11 protein-coding genes and 1 pseudogene are annotated in these 15,984 nt (G+C 69.0%); 3 read left to right on the forward strand and 9 right to left on the reverse strand.

Translation table 11 applies throughout. The features are described from left to right. Positions 1 to 46 precede the first annotated feature (46 nt). Genes ACZ48Z_RS09235 through ACZ48Z_RS09245 form a run of 3 tightly spaced genes read left to right on the forward strand, consistent with a single transcriptional unit; the run spans position 47 to position 2,537 of the window. On the forward strand, positions 47 to 931 hold the full coding sequence (locus ACZ48Z_RS09235; RefSeq protein WP_468735169.1) for an ABC transporter ATP-binding protein: 885 nt from the start codon (positions 47 to 49) through the stop codon (positions 929 to 931). Continuing rightward, a complete protein-coding gene (locus ACZ48Z_RS09240; protein ID WP_468735170.1) occupies positions 928 to 1,707 on the forward strand; it encodes an ABC transporter permease in 780 nt (259 codons plus the stop codon). The genes ACZ48Z_RS09235 and ACZ48Z_RS09240 overlap by 4 nt, the downstream gene beginning before the upstream one ends. Continuing rightward, entirely contained in the window at positions 1,704 to 2,537 is an 834-nt protein-coding gene (locus ACZ48Z_RS09245) for an ABC transporter permease (RefSeq protein WP_468735171.1), read from the forward strand. The genes ACZ48Z_RS09240 and ACZ48Z_RS09245 overlap by 4 nt, the downstream gene beginning before the upstream one ends. A gap of 706 nt (positions 2,538 to 3,243) precedes the next feature. On the opposite strand, the gene ACZ48Z_RS09250 is transcribed toward ACZ48Z_RS09245, so the two are convergent. The 9 genes and pseudogenes from ACZ48Z_RS09250 to ACZ48Z_RS09290 all read right to left on the reverse strand — a co-directional run bounded on the left by ACZ48Z_RS09250 (position 3,244) and on the right by ACZ48Z_RS09290 (position 15,472). Beyond that, positions 3,244 to 3,618 carry a hypothetical protein gene (locus tag ACZ48Z_RS09250; RefSeq protein ID WP_468735172.1) on the reverse strand — a complete coding sequence of 125 codons (375 nt, stop codon included), beginning with the start codon at positions 3,616 to 3,618 and terminating at the stop codon, positions 3,244 to 3,246. A 138-nt stretch (positions 3,619 to 3,756) separates the two neighbouring features. Further along, positions 3,757 to 5,052 carry a hypothetical protein gene (locus tag ACZ48Z_RS09255; RefSeq protein ID WP_468735173.1) on the reverse strand — a complete coding sequence of 432 codons (1,296 nt, stop codon included), beginning with the start codon at positions 5,050 to 5,052 and terminating at the stop codon, positions 3,757 to 3,759. Positions 5,053 to 5,645: 593 nt separating this feature from the next. Next, entirely contained in the window at positions 5,646 to 7,943 is a 2,298-nt protein-coding gene (locus tag ACZ48Z_RS09260) for a glycoside hydrolase family 3 N-terminal domain-containing protein (RefSeq protein ID WP_468735243.1), read from the reverse strand. A gap of 30 nt (positions 7,944 to 7,973) precedes the next feature. After that, positions 7,974 to 9,027 (reverse strand): annotated as a pseudogene (locus tag ACZ48Z_RS09265) (LacI family DNA-binding transcriptional regulator). Between the two features lie 64 nt (positions 9,028 to 9,091). Further along, positions 9,092 to 9,928: a carbohydrate ABC transporter permease gene (locus ACZ48Z_RS09270; RefSeq protein WP_468735174.1), complete on the reverse strand. Its 837-nt coding sequence runs from the start codon at positions 9,926 to 9,928 to the stop codon at positions 9,092 to 9,094. A gap of 2 nt (positions 9,929 to 9,930) precedes the next feature. Beyond that, positions 9,931 to 10,920, reverse strand: coding sequence for a carbohydrate ABC transporter permease (locus tag ACZ48Z_RS09275; RefSeq protein WP_468735175.1), 990 nt, complete (start codon positions 10,918 to 10,920; stop codon positions 9,931 to 9,933). A 77-nt stretch (positions 10,921 to 10,997) separates the two neighbouring features. Beyond that, entirely contained in the window at positions 10,998 to 12,341 is a 1,344-nt protein-coding gene (locus ACZ48Z_RS09280) for an ABC transporter substrate-binding protein (protein ID WP_468735176.1), read from the reverse strand. Positions 12,342 to 12,474: 133 nt separating this feature from the next. Continuing rightward, positions 12,475 to 13,944 (reverse strand): glycoside hydrolase family 32 protein, encoded by a 1,470-nt coding sequence (locus ACZ48Z_RS09285; RefSeq protein WP_468735177.1) that lies wholly within the window; start codon positions 13,942 to 13,944, stop codon positions 12,475 to 12,477. Between the two features lie 469 nt (positions 13,945 to 14,413). Beyond that, a complete protein-coding gene (locus ACZ48Z_RS09290) occupies positions 14,414 to 15,472 on the reverse strand; it encodes a LacI family DNA-binding transcriptional regulator (RefSeq protein ID WP_468735178.1) in 1,059 nt (352 codons plus the stop codon). Positions 15,473 to 15,984 lie beyond the last annotated feature (512 nt).

Consider the following 15,984-nt stretch of genomic DNA (forward strand, 5'->3'; position numbering starts at 1 on the left):
CGCCGGTACCGGTCTCCCCTACCCGCACCGCACACAGAGGTCACCGATGAGTACAGCAGCAGCCGTTCCCGAAGCATCCGACGACTCCGGAGGGCCGGCCGATATCGGCACCGGGCTGTCCCTGCGCGGGCTGAGCAAGGAGTTCAAGCTCGGCCGACAGCGCGTACCCGCACTGGACGGCGTCGACCTGGACACGGCTGAGGGGCAGTTCCTCGCGCTGCTGGGGCCGTCGGGCTGCGGCAAGTCGACCGTGCTGCGGATCCTCGCCGGGCTCGACAGCCCGACCTCCGGTACGGCCCTCGTGCACGGCGAGGACCCGGAGGCGGCCCGCAAACGGCACCACCTGGGCATAGCCTTCCAGGACGCCGCGCTGCTGCCGTGGCGCTCGGTCGCCGCCAACATCCGCCTCCCGCTGGAGATCAGCGGCATCAAGGCCGACCCGGCGGCGATCTCCGACCTCATCCGGCTGGTCGGCCTCGAAGGCTTCGAGAAGGCACGCCCCGCCCAGCTCTCCGGTGGCATGCGGCAACGCGTCGCCATCGCCCGCTCGCTGGTCGTCGACCCCAAGGTGCTGCTGCTGGACGAACCGTTCGGGGCGCTGGACGACATGACCCGCCAGCGGCTCAACCTCGAACTCCAGCGCATCTGGCAGGCCCGCGCGGTGACCACCCTGCTCGTCACGCACTCCATCAACGAGGCCGTGCTGCTGAGCGACACCGTCGCGGTCATGTCGCCCCGTCCGGGCCGGATCGTGGAGAAGGTCACCATCGACCTGCCCCGTCCCCGCACACCGGAGATGATGCGCTCGCCCGAGTTCCACGCGTACGCCGACCAGTTGTCGGAACTCCTGTTCGGCCGCGTCGACCCGCCCGCCGGCCCGCCCGCCAACAGCGCCGCCGACGCTCACGGTCCCGCAGTGGAGGCGTCATGAGTGCGCGGCGTTCCGCCTGGACCGGCGGGGCCCTCGGCATCGCGGCCCTGATCGGGGCGTGGTCGCTGCTGTCCACCACGGTCGTCGGCACCGGGGACGGCGTGCCCACCCCCTGGGCGGTCGTGGCGAGCATGTTCGACGACGGCTGGACCTTCTACAGTCCGCATGTCGAGCAGACCGTCGGCGAGGCCCTGACCGGCTATCTGGTCGGCAACGGGCTGGCGCTGGGCCTGGCGATCCTGGTGCTGCTGGTGCCCGTGCTGGAGCGGGTGATCACGCAGATCGCGGTGGCCTCGTACTGCCTGCCCATCGTGGCGATCGGCCCGATCCTGTCCCTCGTCCTCGACGGGGACAAGCCGATGTCGGCGATGGCCGGGCTGTCGGTCTTCTTCACCACCCTGATCGGCGCACTGCTCGGGCTGCGCTCGGCCGACCCGGCCGCGCTCGACCTGGTACGCGCCTACGGCGGCGGCCGCTGGCAGCAGATGCTGCGGGTCCGCCTGATCGCCGCGCTGCCCAGCACGCTGGCCGCACTCAAGATCGCCGGTCCGGCAGCGCTGCTCGGCGCGATCATCGGCGAGTATCTCGGCCGGGTCGACAGCGGCCTCGGCATCGCCATGACCATCGCCCAGCAACAACTCGACGTGCCCCGCACCTGGGGCATCGCCCTGGTCTCGGGCGCGGTGGCAGGCCTCGCGTACGGCGCGGTCGGGCTCGTCGCCCGCTACGCCCTGCCGTGGTCGCGCACGACGACAGTGGAAGGCGGACACGCATGAGCACCGCGACACAGACGCACAGGGCCCCCGCGCTGCGCTTCGCGGCGGGCGTGCTGCGCCCGCTGCTGAACGTGGTCGTGACGATGGCGGCCGTCGTCGTCCTGTGGATCATCTTCCTGCAGACCTACGACCTGGACCCCCTGGTGGCCAAGTCACCGGTCGACATCTTCCACTACCTGTTCACGGGCGCGGACGCGGGCGCCCATCGCTCCCTGGTCTCCTCCGGTCTGGGCCGCACGCTGCTGGACGCCGGGTTGGGTTTCGTCGCCGGGCTGGCGGCGGCGGTCGGTGTGGCGGTCGTCTTCGTACTCCTCCGCAGCGTCGAGCAGGCCCTGCTTCCGATGGCGGTCGTCGTACGCTCCGTGCCCTTGGTGGCGATGACCCCGCTCATCACGCTCGTCTTCGGCCGCGGCCTGATGGCCACCACCGTCATCAGCGGCCTGATCGTCTTCTTCCCCGCCCTGGTCACCATGGCCTTCGGCCTGCGCTCCGCCTCCCGCCAGGCCGCCGAGCTGTGCCGCGCATACGGCGCCGGAGGCTGGACCGTCGCCCGCAAGGTCATGCTGCCCAGCGCGGTCCCCGCGTTCTTCGCCAGTGCCCGCATCGGCGTCCCCGGAGCCCTGATCGGCGCGATGCTCGCCGAATGGCTCTCCACCGGACAAGGCCTCGGCTACGCCATGCTCAAGGACTCCTCCACCTTCGACTACGACCACCTCTGGGCCTCGGTCGCGGTCCTCACCGCGGTGTCCGCACTGGCGTACAACATCATCGCGGCCATCGAGACCGTCGCCCTGGCCCGCTTCGCACCCAACATCCGCCCGGGCACCTGACCCCGTCGCGGCTGCGCCTGGAGACCTGCGGGCTTCGATCTTTTCCACAGCTCGGTGCCGCTGCTCTCCCTGGGCGCAGCGAGGTCGCCCCGGCCGGCTCCTGGACTTCTGCTGCGGTGCCGGAGGCCCGGTCGGCGGCTACCTCGGCGCCCGTGCCATCGGCATCGGCATCGGCATCGGCACGCTGTACGCGATCCAGCTCGTGCGCTGACCGCACATGGCTCAGCCCTGATGAACGCGGTGCGCCGTCCATGGGGCCGTTTCCTCTTCGGGCCGTTCCCCTGGCCTCGCGCCTGTCCGCCAGACGCACCGGCATCCGCGCCGCCTCCAGTGCCGGCCCGGCACTCGGCAGTCCGCGCGGTGGACGGCAGCCCCATACCGCCGAACCAGCAAACGGAACAACGAAATCGGCCCGGAAACACTCTCGGCCCGACCCCGGCCGCGCCCTCCCGGGGTCAGAAGGGGTTTGGCACCTCACCCCTTCTCAGCCCGTGTCAGTCTTTTCCGGTCCTTGTGTCCAACCTGCGTCCAGAACGCGTCCCGGATGAACACCCTCCACCCCACCGCATGGACTCTTTCCACAGCTGAAGGCCTGAGTCACACAACCATGCCCAGCGGATTGCCCTTCGGACGCGCAGCGACCGCAACCCTATGCACCCGCGAGCAGCCCGCTCAAAGCGCCGAGACCCATGCATTGCGCGGAGATTCAGACCTCACCTGACACCCGGTCGAGCCGTTCGACTGCCAGGCCTACGTCCACGTCCAGCGGGCGGTCGGGGTCGATCGGAAGGAGTGCGTCGGTCAGCCGGGAGAGAAGCGCGGCGCAGGCCGAAGCCTTGGGTCGACGGGCGCCTACGTACGCCGGCCGGCGTAGTGCGAGGGCCAGTGAACCCTGCACCAGCCGAAACAGCTCCGCCTGCTTCCGGGCCGGGCGCCCGTCCCCTGCGGACGGCCCCGCGAGAGACTGGGACATCTCGCGGTACGACGGGCTGCCCGCCTTCTGGCGCAGCAGCCGCAGTTCGTGGGCGAACCGCTGAACGGGACCGGCGTCCGGGTCCACCGGGCGCCCGGGACGACCCAATCGCAGCTCCCCAAAAGCATCTCAAGACGGTGCTTTTGGACTATGGCGGAGCCGAACGGCACAGGACAACGCCCGGGCCGGTGACATCGGTCACCGGCCCGGGCCTCATGCTTCACCGCACTCGGCGGCGTGGTGCTGTCACGCGTGCTCGTAGTAGGACAGGTGGCTCTTCCAGTTGAAGACCGTGTCGGGAATGTACGTGCCGCCGGGCGGGGTCACGATGAACTGGTCGTCCCAGTTCTGGGGGTTCGCCCGGACGTTCAGCCCGTCACAGCTGCCCATCTGGCGCGACTGGGCGTTCTCCACCTCGGCCATGCACTTGCCGGTGTCCGCCATCAGTTCGTCGCCGTCGACGAACCACCACTGGGTGTGGTCGTTGTAGTTGCAGGTCTTGAGGACCGCGTAGCCGGAGGAGGTGTAGCCGAGGCAGGAGTTGCCCTGGCCGATCAGGTAGCCGACCGCGCCGTCCTTGTTGGTGTGCGTCGTCTCGGCGACGTCCCAGTTGTAGTACGGCGAGTTCCAGCTGCCCGAGTACAGGTCGTCGTGCACGGTGGAGCCGGAGGCGTTGTGGGGGATGCGGAACTGCAGGCCGTCGGCGATCGGCTGGCCCCGCTTCTCGGCGATGACCGGCTCGATGGACCCGCCGCCGGTGTAGGCGATCGGGAAGGCACCGAAGTTGTGACCCATGATGTAGTTCGCCGTGTTCTGGATGCTGCTGACCATGGCCGGTCCGGCACTGCCGATGCGGTTGCCCACCGTCTTGAGCAGGTTGCCGAGCTCCTTGAACGTGGCCCTGACGCCCTGGCCGACGTACTTCTCGTCCAGCTTGTCGAGGCCGGAGAAGGCCAGCATGGAGACCGTGGCGTCGAAGAAGGCGCCTCCGACGCTCTTCCAGTTGAGGTAGCCGTCGGTCAGGTACTGGAAGGCCAGGGCGCCTACGAAGCCGCCGGTGAACGACGCGATACGCACGCCCCACTTGCAGCCGACCGGTCCGGTGAGCGAGCAGATCAACGTGGAGGCGAGGATCGTGACCACCGCGTCCACGGCGATCTCGACCGCCCGTGCGGTCAGATAGGACCAGCCGGCCGTCGTCGCCTTGTGCATCTTGCTCACGCAGTCGGCGGCGGCCTCCTTCGCCTTGACGGCCACGATCTTCGTCTGCTGGGTGTCGAGCGAGTACGAGGCGGCCTGCACGGTGACGACCGGCTCGGTCGTCACCGTGCGGGGCGGCTTGCCGTACGCGGCCTCGATCGCGTTGACCGAGTCGTCGCAGAACTGCGTGGCCGAGATCTTGGGCTGGGCGGCCCTGAGGGCCGGTGCCCTGGCGTCCAGGATCGTGGCGGCCACGGCGGCGACCAGCACGGCGATGAGCAGCGTCCGTAGCGTCCGTATCGGCACCCGTTGGAACGGGTGCCCACTGAACCAGGTCAGCACTGATGAGCTCCTTGGGAGGATGTGATGGGTCAGCGGTCGCGGCGGTGCGGGTGTCGCCGGTGCGCTCCGGCCCCTCGGGGGAGGGACTGGGGTGACCCGATCCTGGAGCTGCCACAGTTGTTGCTCAAGCCCCTCGCCAGGCCGCAAACAACCCTGTGACCTGCGTTAGCGCGTGCGGCTAGGGCCTGTTACAAACGACCTGTCCCAGGTGTATTGATCACGAGCGTTGTCAACGCTGACCGGGCTTGAACATGGCGAAGGCCTCCGTGTGAGGTGGAGGTGTCGAATCTTCACCGCACGGAGGCCTTCGCGTCCCACCGTGATGCCCGACTGACCGTTCACGGCAGGCGACTGCTCGTCGACCGTGTCCGCTCTGGCCGTCCCGTGGCGCACGTCGCCGCGGAGATGGGCATTTCGAGTGGACTCGCAGATTAGAGGCCGGTTATAGACCGGATGCGTAGTTCCTGATCAGTGTTCGAGACCAGTCCCCGCCCTGGCGTGCGTTCACAGGTCCCGTGGATCCGCCCCGCCGGCCTTCGGGTTGGCGGGGCGGCGGGCCTATGGGGCGGGGTCTTCAAGCCCGTGTGCCGCCTTCAGGTCCGGATGCGGAATCCTGCGCTCAGCTGCTGCTCCCGCCGCGAGCTGGGGCCGACACGGAGCATGAACTCACCCGGTTCGACCACTCGCCGGTTGTCGGCCGTGACGAGTGAGCACTGCGCGGCGGGGATGCCGAGGCGGACGTCCAGGCTTTCGCCGGGAGGGATTTCGACCTGGGTGAAACCCTTCAGCTCCTGCTCGGCCCAGGTGACGCTGGTGGTCAGGTCGCTGATGTACGCCTGGACCGTCTCCAGAGCAGGACGGTCCCCGCTGTTGGTGAGCCGCACCGTTGCGTCGACGGTGCCGTCGGCCGAGACGTCCGGGTCGTGCACGACGAGGTCGGAGTAGGTGACGGTGGTGTAGGTGAGGCCCTCGCCGAACGCGAACAGGGGGTCCTGGGTGAGATCCGCGTAGCGGCTTCCGTGCTGGCCTCGCACCTGGTTGTAGAAGACCGGTTGCTGTCCGACGTGGCGAGCGAAGGACACCGGGAGCCGGCCGCTGGGTTCGATGAGTCCGAGGAGGAGTTCGGCGACGGCGCGGCCACCGCGCATGCCCGGGTTGAACGCTTCGATGAGTGCCGCCGCGTTCAGTGCCGACTCGGGGAGGGTGCTCGGCTTGGACTGGACGAGTACGACGATCATGGGTGTGCCGGTGGCGGCGACCGCGTCCAGCAAGGCGATCTGGCCTCCTTGGAGGTCGAGCGTGGCCGTGGAGCGCAGCTCACCGGTGAGGGCGATGGTGTCCCCCACGACCACGACGGCGTAGTCGGCGGCCGCTGCTGCGGCGACAGCCTCCCGGAGCTGTGCCTGGTCGACCGGGGCGGGGATGAAGACGGGCGGCTGCGGTTGGCCGTCGGGCCCGACCGACCACTCGCCCATGGATGCGGGCCTTTCGATGTCGGCACCGCGGGCGTGCGTGACGGTCCAGTCGGCGGGTGCGACGGCGCGCAGGCCGTCGAGCACCGTCTCCACCGTCTCGCGTGGATGCCCGTCGGGCATCCACGCGACCTGTCCGGATGCGCCCGCCCAGTCGCCGAGCATGGCTTCCGGGCTGTCGGCGTTGGGGCCGATGACCGCGATCGTCCGCGGCGTGCCCCGGTTCGCGGCGCGGCCGGTTCCGTCGGAGGTCAGCCCGCCGTCGAGGGGCAGGGTGCCGTCGTTGCGCAGCAGCACCAGGGAGCGTCGGGCGGTTTCCAGGTTGAGGTCGGCGTGCGCGCGGCAGCCGATCACCTGCGCCTGCCGCTCGGGGTCGGGGGTGCGGGGGTCCTCGAAGAGCCCGAGTTCGAACTTCAGCCGCAGAATCCGCCGTACGGCGTCGTCGATCTGTTTCTCGTCGATCAGGCCGCGGGTGACCGCCTCCTGCGCGCCCTCGAAGAACGCCGGCGTGGCCATGATGAGGTCGTTGCCGGCGTTGACGGCGACCGCCGCCGCCTCGACGTGGTCGGCGCAGGTCCGCTGGTCGTAGACCATCCGGCCGACGTTGTCCCAGTCGGTCACCAGGGTGCCGGTGAAGCCCCACTCGCCCTTGAGTACGTCATTGATCAGCCACTGATGCGCGGTGATGGGCACGCCGTCGATCGACTGGTAGCCCAGCATGAAAGTGCTGCAGCCGGCCTGAGCCGCTTTTTCGAAGGGGGGCAGGAACCAGGAGCGCAGCTTGCGCGGGCTGAGATCGGCTTCGCTCGCGTCGCGCCCGCCCAGGGTTTCGGAGTAGCCCGCGAAGTGCTTGGCGCACGCCAGCACGGCTGTCGGATCGCTGAGGCCCTCACCCTGATAGCCACGCACCATCGCCGCCCCGAGTTCACCGATCAGGAACGGGTCCTCGCCGAACGTCTCGTTGACCCGGCCCCAGCGCAGGTCCCGGGTGATGCACAGCACCGGCGAGAACGTCCACTGGATTCCGGTCGCCGCGATCTCGGTCGCGGCCACCCGGGCGACACGGCGGAGCAAGGAGGGGTCCCAGGTGCAGGCCATGGCCAGCTGGGTCGGGAAGATGGTCGCGCCCGGCCAGAACGAGTGGCCGTGGATGCCGTCGTCGGCCGTCAGCAGCGGAATGCCGAGCCGTGTCCGCCGGGCCAGTTCCACGGCTTCCGGCATCCTCTCGGGCGACACGTGCAGGACCGATCCGGCCAGCTTGGCCGACACGATGTCCGCCAGGTCCCCGTGTTGTGCGTCGAGCGTCAGCAACTGCCCGGCCTTCTCCGGCATGGTCATCCGTGCCAGCAGGTCTTCGATCCTCGCTTCCACGGACGCTTCCGGATCCAGGTACGCCGCAGAGCGGACCGGCTGTCCCACTGTGTTCTCCAAGAAATGAGTCGTACGTGGTCAGAGAGTTGATCGGCGACGGCGGGTGCTGATGACGTCGCGTCGGTTCGGGCTCGGCTGTGACGTCGAGCCACGGATCACGAGGCTGGTGGGGATGATGTGTGTGTGAGGGGGCGGCCTCCGGCGATCTGCGCACGTGGTCGAGCAGCAGACGGGCCGCTGCCTCGCCCATTTCCCGCATCGGTTGGCGCACGGTGGTCAGTGCCGGATAGGTGTACGACGCCAGTTCGATGTCATCGAACCCCACCACGGCGACATCCTGCGGAATCCGAAGGCCGGCCTCGTGCAAGGCGGCGAGCGCGCCGGCCGCAGAGGGGTCGTTGTGCCCGAAGACGGCGTCGAATTCCAGGCCCTCCGCGAGAGCTTGCGCGACCGCGCTCCGGGCGCTGTCGAACAAGAAGTCACCGCCGATGATGCTGCGCGGGTCGAGCTCGGTCCCTGCCTGCGCATAGACGTCGACGAAGCCGCCCAGCCGCTCCTGAGTACAGCCGTACTCCTCGGGACCGGTCACCACCAGAGGTCGACGGCGGCCGATGTCCAGCAGGTGGCGCGCCGCCTGCTCACCGCCCTCCCGGTTGGTGGTGGCCACGTAGGGAAATCCCGGCCGCTGGAAGCGATCGTCGATCAGCACCACCGGCAGCCCCGCTTCGTGCAGTTCCGTGATGGACCCCAGAGCCCCCTCGGGCTCTACCACCAGCAGACCGTCGAACGACTTGGCAGCGACCGGCAGTCCCAGCCTGCGCAGCGACTCCTCACCACGGTTCCAGGTCAGGATGCGCAGTCCGAAGCCCTCGCTCTCCAGCGTGTCGACGACCGCCTGCACGATGCCGGACCAGGCCCAGGCCGTATCGGGAACCAGCATGCCGATCATCTGCGTCGTGCCGCGGGCGAGCCCTACAGCCCCGGCGCTCGGCACATAGCCGAGCTCGGAGATCGCCTTGCGGACCTTCACGACGGTGTTCTCGTGGATCTCGCCTTTGCCGTTCAGCACCCGCGAGACCGTCGTCTTGCTGACCCCGGCCCGCGCGGCCACGTCCGCGATGGTGACGCCCATGTCACCTCCCCTCCCTTCCCGCCCGCCGAAAGGCCCGACCGTCAACACACCAGTCGAAGCAGGCTCAGCCCTTTACGGCGGAGCTGGCTACGCCCTGCACGAACCACCGCTGGAAGAACGTGAAGACGATCAGTACCGGCAGGACCAGCAGGACACCGAAGGCGAGGACCTGGCCCCAGTCCACGGGCTGCTGGCCCTGGAAGACGCTCATCTGCAGCGGGAGTGGACGTACTGAGGGGTCGGAGACCATCAGGACGGGCCAGAGGAAGGAGCCCCACTGGCCGAGGAAGGTCAGGATCGCCACCGACGCGTACACAGGCTTCGACATCGGGACGACGATCGCGAAGAAGGTGCGCCAGGGGCCGGCGCCGTCGATGCGGGCGGCTTCCTCGATGCTGGGCGGGATCGCGCGGAAGTAGGTGGCGAACTGGAAGATGGAGAAGGCTTGGGCGATGAAGGGGATGGCCTGGATGTAGATGGTGTTGCGCTGTTCGTTGAACATGTAGAACAGCGGGACGGCCACTGCTTCGAACGGGACGAGCAGCAGCAGCAGTACGAGGGTGAAGACGGTGTTCTGGCCTTTCCAGCGCAGCCGGGTGAGCCCGTAGGCGGCCATGGAGTTGACGATCAGTCCGCCGAGGACGACGACGGCGGACAGGAGCAGTGAGATGCCCATGAACCGCCAGAAGTAGCCGGTGGCGTCGGAGTCGAAACTGTCCAGGACGGCACGGTAGTTGTTGAAGGACAGGTGGGTGGGCAGGAAGCCGGTCAGGCCGTTGAGCACTTCGTCGGAGGGCTTGAAGCTGCCCAGGAACAGGTAGAGGACGGGCAGGACGAAGATGAAGGCCAGGACGCTCAGGACGGCGTAGTCGAGGAAGCGGCGCAGGGGTGAGCGGGTCATGGTCAGTCCTCGTTGCCCGCGCTGACGACGCGGCGCTGGATGAGGGTCAGGGCGACGACGATCAGGAAGAAGACGACGGTGATCGCGGACGCCTGGCCGATGTTGTTCTGGTCGAAGGCCGTGGTGACGGCCTGGTACATCACCGTGCGGGTGGCGTCCTCGTCGAGTCCGCCGCCCTTGACGAGGACGTAGACCTGGTCGAAGACGCGGAAGGAGAACACCGAGGTGAGCAGGGCGACGAAGACGAGGGTGCCGCGGATGCCGGGCAGGGTGACGTGGCGGAACTGCTGCCAGCGGCTCGCGCGGTCGAGCTCGGCGGCCTCGTAGAGCTCGCCTGGGATCTGCTGGAGGCCGGCGAGGAGGATGACCATCTGGAAGCCGACGCCCTGCCAGACGGACAGCACGATGACCGAGGCCATGGCGGTGAGCCCGTCGCCGAGCCAGTCGAAGGCGCCCCAGTTGCCGAAAGTCACCGCGTCCAGGGCGGAGTTGAGCAGGCCGTCGCCGCTGCGGGCGAGGATGAGCCGCCAGATGACGGCGACCAGGGCCATGGGGAAGACGACGGGCAGGAAGAACAGGGACCGGAACAGGCCGATGGCCTTGAGTTTGCGGTTGAGGAGGATCGCCAGGGCCAGCGCCAGGCCGGTCTGCAGGGGTACGACGACCACGGCGAAGGTCAGGTTGTTCAGCAGGGCCCGCAGGAACGGGCCGGACATGTCGGGGTCGGTGAACAGGCGCCGGTACTGCTCCAGGCCGAAGAAGCGGGGCGGGAGCGGCGAGCCGAGGCGCACGTTGTAGAAGGAGAGTACGACCGCGTAGCCGAAGGGGACGCCGACGAAGGCGATGAGGCCGACGAGGGCGGGTGCGGACATCAGCAGCCCGTGCAGCCAGTCGCGGTTTCTGCGCCCGGGCCGTTTGGGCTTGGCGGATGTCGGTGGTGAGGTCGGTTTCCTGCCGGCGGGCGTGGCGGGTGCGGGGTTGACGGTGGTCACGGTAGGGGTCCTCTTCCCTGCCGGGAGGGGCGGGCGCTGTCAGGGTGCGCCCGGCCCTCCCGGCTGCTGGATGCCGGCTACGGCAGCTGGTAACCGTCGTTGTCCGAGTAGTCCTGGTCGATGGCGCGGGCGGCCTTGGACAGAGCGGTCTTCGGGTCGGCGCCGCCGTAGATGTCGCTCACCGCCTGGCTGAACTTGGCGGTGACCGTGGGGTATCCGGCGGTGACCGGGCGGGTCACGGCCACGCAGGACTTCGTGATGTCACTGTCGCCACACGGCTTGGCCAGCTGGTCGGCGAAGAGCTGGAGCGGGCCGCCCTGCTTGTACAGGTCGCTCTTGGCGAGCACGGACTTGGTGCCGGGAGGGGCACCGTTGGCCGTGGTCATCGCGGTGACGTTGGTGTCGTTCATGAGGGAGTCGAGAAAGGCGCCGGCGGCCTTTCCGTTCTTGGTGTCGGCGCCGATGCCCCAGGCCCAGGAGCCCTGGCCGGTCTTGGGGCCGTTGCCGAAGTCGGGCAGCGGCAGCACGACGAGGTCGTCACCGAGGGCCTTGCTGTAGGCGGGGTACATCCAGTGGCCCACCCAGCTGAGGGCGACGCGGCCCTTGGTGAAGGCGTTCGAGTCGGTGTTGGGATCGACATAGGTCTTCCAGGACTGGAAGGTCTTCAGCGCCGAGGCCACGGCCGGGGTGTCGAGAGCGCCTTCGGCCTTGCCGTTCTTCAGCAGCGAGCCGCCCGCCGACCAGACGATCGGGCCGAAGCCGTAGGTGCCCCACTCGTTGGCGAAGCCGCCGCCCTCCTGAAGGTCCAGGCTCTTGCCGTCGGAGTCCTTGGCGGCCAGCTTCTTGACGGCCGCGGTGAACTCGGCCGCCGTCCAGGCGTCGGACACACCGGTGGGATACTTCACCCCGGCCGCGTCCAGCAGCTTCTTGTTGCCGTAGATGCCGAGCCCGGAGTCGTACAAGCCCAGGCCGTAGTGCTTGCCGTCGATCTCGCCCTCGGCCTTGACCGCGTCCGTGGCGTTGGCCAGGGTCTTGGCGGAGACGTAGTCGTCGATCGCGGCGAGCTTCCGGTTGTAGACGAAGCTCGCCATGGTCGGGCCGTCGAACTCCATCACGTCCGGCAGCTTGGAGGCGTCGGTGGTGGTGATGGTCTTGGTGTAGTCGTTGTCGGGGATCAGCGTCAGCTTGACCTTGACCTTCTTCTGTGAGGAGTTGAAGGTCTTCACCGCGTTCTGCACGGCGGTGGCCTCGCTCTGCTGACCCTGGTGGGCCCAGACAGTGATGGTGCCCGTGCCGCTGCCCTTCTCTGCGGAGGTGTTGGTGCCGCTGCCCCCGCCGCAGGCGGCCAGCGCGGCCAGGGGAAGGACGAGGGCCAGGGCCGTACAAGCCGTCCGGCGGGAACTTCTACTGCCGATGTTCATGGTGGGTGCCTCCGGTGCGTGGTGCGGGTCAGGGTGGGAGGTGCGGATGGGGCGTGGAGGGTGGAGAACCGGGGTGGGGACGGGCCCTACGGCGTGGGCAGGGCTGCCTACGCGTGCGGAGAGAGGCCGGTGCTCATGCGGACTGTCCTTCGGGCTCGGCGGAGTTGCCGCTCGCTTCCTTGATCACGAGAGACCGCAGCTCCCAGGCGTCGACCGCGTAGCCGAGGCGCGTACCCGGTGCGGTACGGGCCTGCAGCCGCCACGGGCCCTGCCCTGTCGGGTAGAAGCGCAGGGTGAGGACCTGGCCGGTGGCGGTCAGGAAGACTTCGGCGATGGAGTGGTCGACGACCACACGCACGTCGACGGGCCGGCCGACTGGGCAAGGCATCCGGTAGGAGCCGCCGCGGGCCCGGGGGTCCAGCGACGCGTGGTCGCGGTCGACGACCAGTTCGCCTGTGCCGGCGTCGAGGCGGATGTCGAGGTACTCGGAGCCGTCCGGGGTGGTCAGCAGCCGCAGACCGGCATTCCCGGTGGGCTCCAGACGGGCCGTCAGGTCGAAGGCGCGGCCCACGCTGCCGAGGTCCACCGGACCGTCTGTCACGCCCTCGGTGTGGACGGCGTGCTCGCCGCGCAGGTCGAGCAGTTCGGCGGCGGGCTGCTGGCGCAGCGTTCCGTCGCCACCGACCGAGATCTCGCGAGGCAGGGTCAGCACGCCGGCCCATCCGTCCGCGACCGCCCAGACTTCCTCCCGGGCTTCCACGGACCAGCCCCACAGCAGCCATCTGCCGCCGGGTGCACGCAGCAGGGCGGGTGCATAACAGTCAGGGCCGTGGTCCACGAGGACTGGCGCGCCGGCCTCGAAGACGTTGCCGTGTTCCTCGCCTACCAGAGCCGTGACGCACCGTGGGCTGTCGTCGTCGTTCCAGGCGCTGAAGACAAGAGCACCAGGCCGTCCGGACTGCGCCGGTAGGTACTGAGGACACTCCCAGCCCTCGCCGGTGTGCAGGTCGGTGCCGCCGACCCGCTCCTGCTCGCGGGCGTCGAAGGGACCCAGGTAGGTCCAGGTCTCCAGGTCGGGCGACTCGTACAGCAGGGCCGCGCCACGGCCGTCCGCGAGGGCGGCGCCGACCAGCATCCGCCAGCCGTCGCCGTCCCGCCAGACGTACGGGTCGCGGTACATGGTGCAGCTCTCGGGCCAAGCGGGGACGACAGGTTCGCCCTGCGGGCGGAAGGTCAGGCCGCCGTCATGGGAGGTGGCGCAGGTGACGGGCTGGTGCTGGGGGGAGCGGTCCTCGCGGTGCGCGGAGTAGAAGGCGACCAGCCGGTCGCCGTCGGAGACGGCGTTGCCGGAGAAGCAGCCGTCGGCGTCCACGCCGCCCGGGGTCGGGGACAGGGCGATCGGCAGCGGCTCCCAGGTCAGCAGGTCGGGGCTGCGGAAGTGGCCCCAGTGCATGTTCGCGTGGGTCGCGCCGTACGGGTTGTACTGGAAGAAGACGTGGTAGTGGCCGTCATGGAAGACCAGCCCGTTGGGGTCATTGATCCAGTTGCGGGGCGGGCGCAAGTGCGCAACGGGCCGGAACAGATCACGGGGCGCGGTGGACACACACGTGCCTTTCGGTATGTACAGAGGGCATGCGAAGGGCGGTCACCGGACGAAGCCAGCCACGAGCCCTACGCAGCACTCGAAGTGGTGGCCTTCACCAGCACTCGCGGCAGGCTCCCGGTGGCATACCAACGGACGCCAGGTCCAGCGCGATGCCGGCGGCGAGTTCTGGGACAGAGGTTTGGTGACGCGCCGACACCTGGTCGGCGAGGAGCGCGAGGCTCAGTACCCTCGCGCTAAAGAGGCCGGGCCGCTGGAGGAGCGGGCCGAACTGACGCAGACCGATCCGCCCGTGCTTACCGGCGCGGCGGAGGCGGCGTCCAGCGCCGGCAGGCCGCGACGGCTCGACACCTCGTGGAAGATTTCAGGGGACATGTGTGTACCCTCACTGTGTTCGAAGTACTGACAGGACCGACGACCGGTTGCGACGGTCGCCTGTCATGGTGCGAAATGCTTCGCCGTCCCGAGGTCAGAGTCGGGGCGGCGAAGCGACCGATGCCCGCGCCACCAGCGGGCAAAGCAGCATCTCCTGGCTGTCCGGGCCCGGTGGCCGGCCCGGTGTCTTGGTGAGCGCGAGCAGCTGGGCCACAGCCCGTGCCCCCATCTCGTAGTGCGGGAGCTGAACCGTGCTCAGCGCGGGGTAGACGGCCTCGCAGACCAGCTCCTGGTTGTCGAACCCGATGACCGACAGGTCACCGGGGATGGACAGTCCCAACTCGGCGGCAGCGCGATAAGCACCGGCGGCCATCCGGTCGTTGAAACAGAACAGTGCCGTGGGCCGCTGCTCCGCCGTCAGCAGGCGCCGGGCAGCCCGGTAGCCCGCGTCCACGTCGCCGACCGTCGTCCCGAAGGACACTGCCGTCTCCGCGGCGACCAAAGACGGGTCATAGGGGACACCGACCTCGGCCAGCGCCTTGCGGTAGCCCTCCAAGCGGCCCTGCCGGGCGGGAACGTCGACGGTCTGCACGGTCATGCCGATCCTGCGGTGCCCGTGGTCGATCAGCTCACGCACCGCCGTGTATCCGCCCTGGACCTCATCGGGCACCACGGAGGGGACGGCAGGGTCCTCGGAGCGCGCGTCCAGCAGCACAGTGGGGGTCGAGGCCAGGCTCTCCGGCACGCGTACGTTCCGGTGGTACATCGCCGCGTACAGCACGCCGTCCACCTGCCGCTGGAGCAGCATCTCGATGCTGGTGCGCTCCAGTTCGGCATCGCCGCTGGTGTTGACCAGCAGCAGCACCAGGCCCTCGGCTGCGGCGGCCTCCTGGGCGCCCAGGATCGTGCGGCTGGCATGGGGGGTGGTGGCGATCTCATCGCTGACGAAGCCGATGGTGTGCGACCGCTTCAGTCTCAGCCCCCGGGCGAGGCCGTTCGGCGCGTACCCGAGTTCGTCGGCGACCCGCAGGACGCGCTGCCGGGTCTCCGCACTGGCCCGCTTGCCCTCGACGCCGTTCAGGATGTGCGACACGGTCGCGGTCGACACACCAGCCGCCGCGGCCACGTCCTTGATCCCGATCCGGCGCGCCATTGCCCCTGCCCAAAGTAGTAGATACCGGGTTGGTTAATCGTTTAGCCAACTGCGTGCACATGAGATTGCCCATGGCCAGAGCTCCTGTCAATGGCTTGTTACGAACTCTTGGCCGTCAGGTGTCCTGTGGGGAGGTCCAGCAGCGACGTCGTACACACCCCGATCCGCGCCGGACCTCAGGCGGCGCCCGTGCGGAACGGGTTCCGCACAAATGAGGCCGGAAAGCCCTCGTGAACAGGCGAGGACTACGGAGGGTTGTGGCCGGACAAGAGGTCACCGGGCCCAAAGAGCACGCCGCCGTTCTGCGCACGTTCATCCAGGAAGAGGGGGCCCGCACGCGGAGAAAGCTCCCCAGCCACGGTCAACCTGCAGGCCGTTGAGCTGCCGGCCCCGCGCAAGCAGGGATAGCTCCTGGTCGGGGGGGGGGGGGGGGGGGGGGGGGACAACCCACCCCCCCCCCCCCCCCCCCCCCCCCCACCAACCCAGAAGAGAACAAAAGGAAAAAAAGAGGC

The organism is Streptomyces sp. NPDC031225 (genome assembly GCF_055570355.1).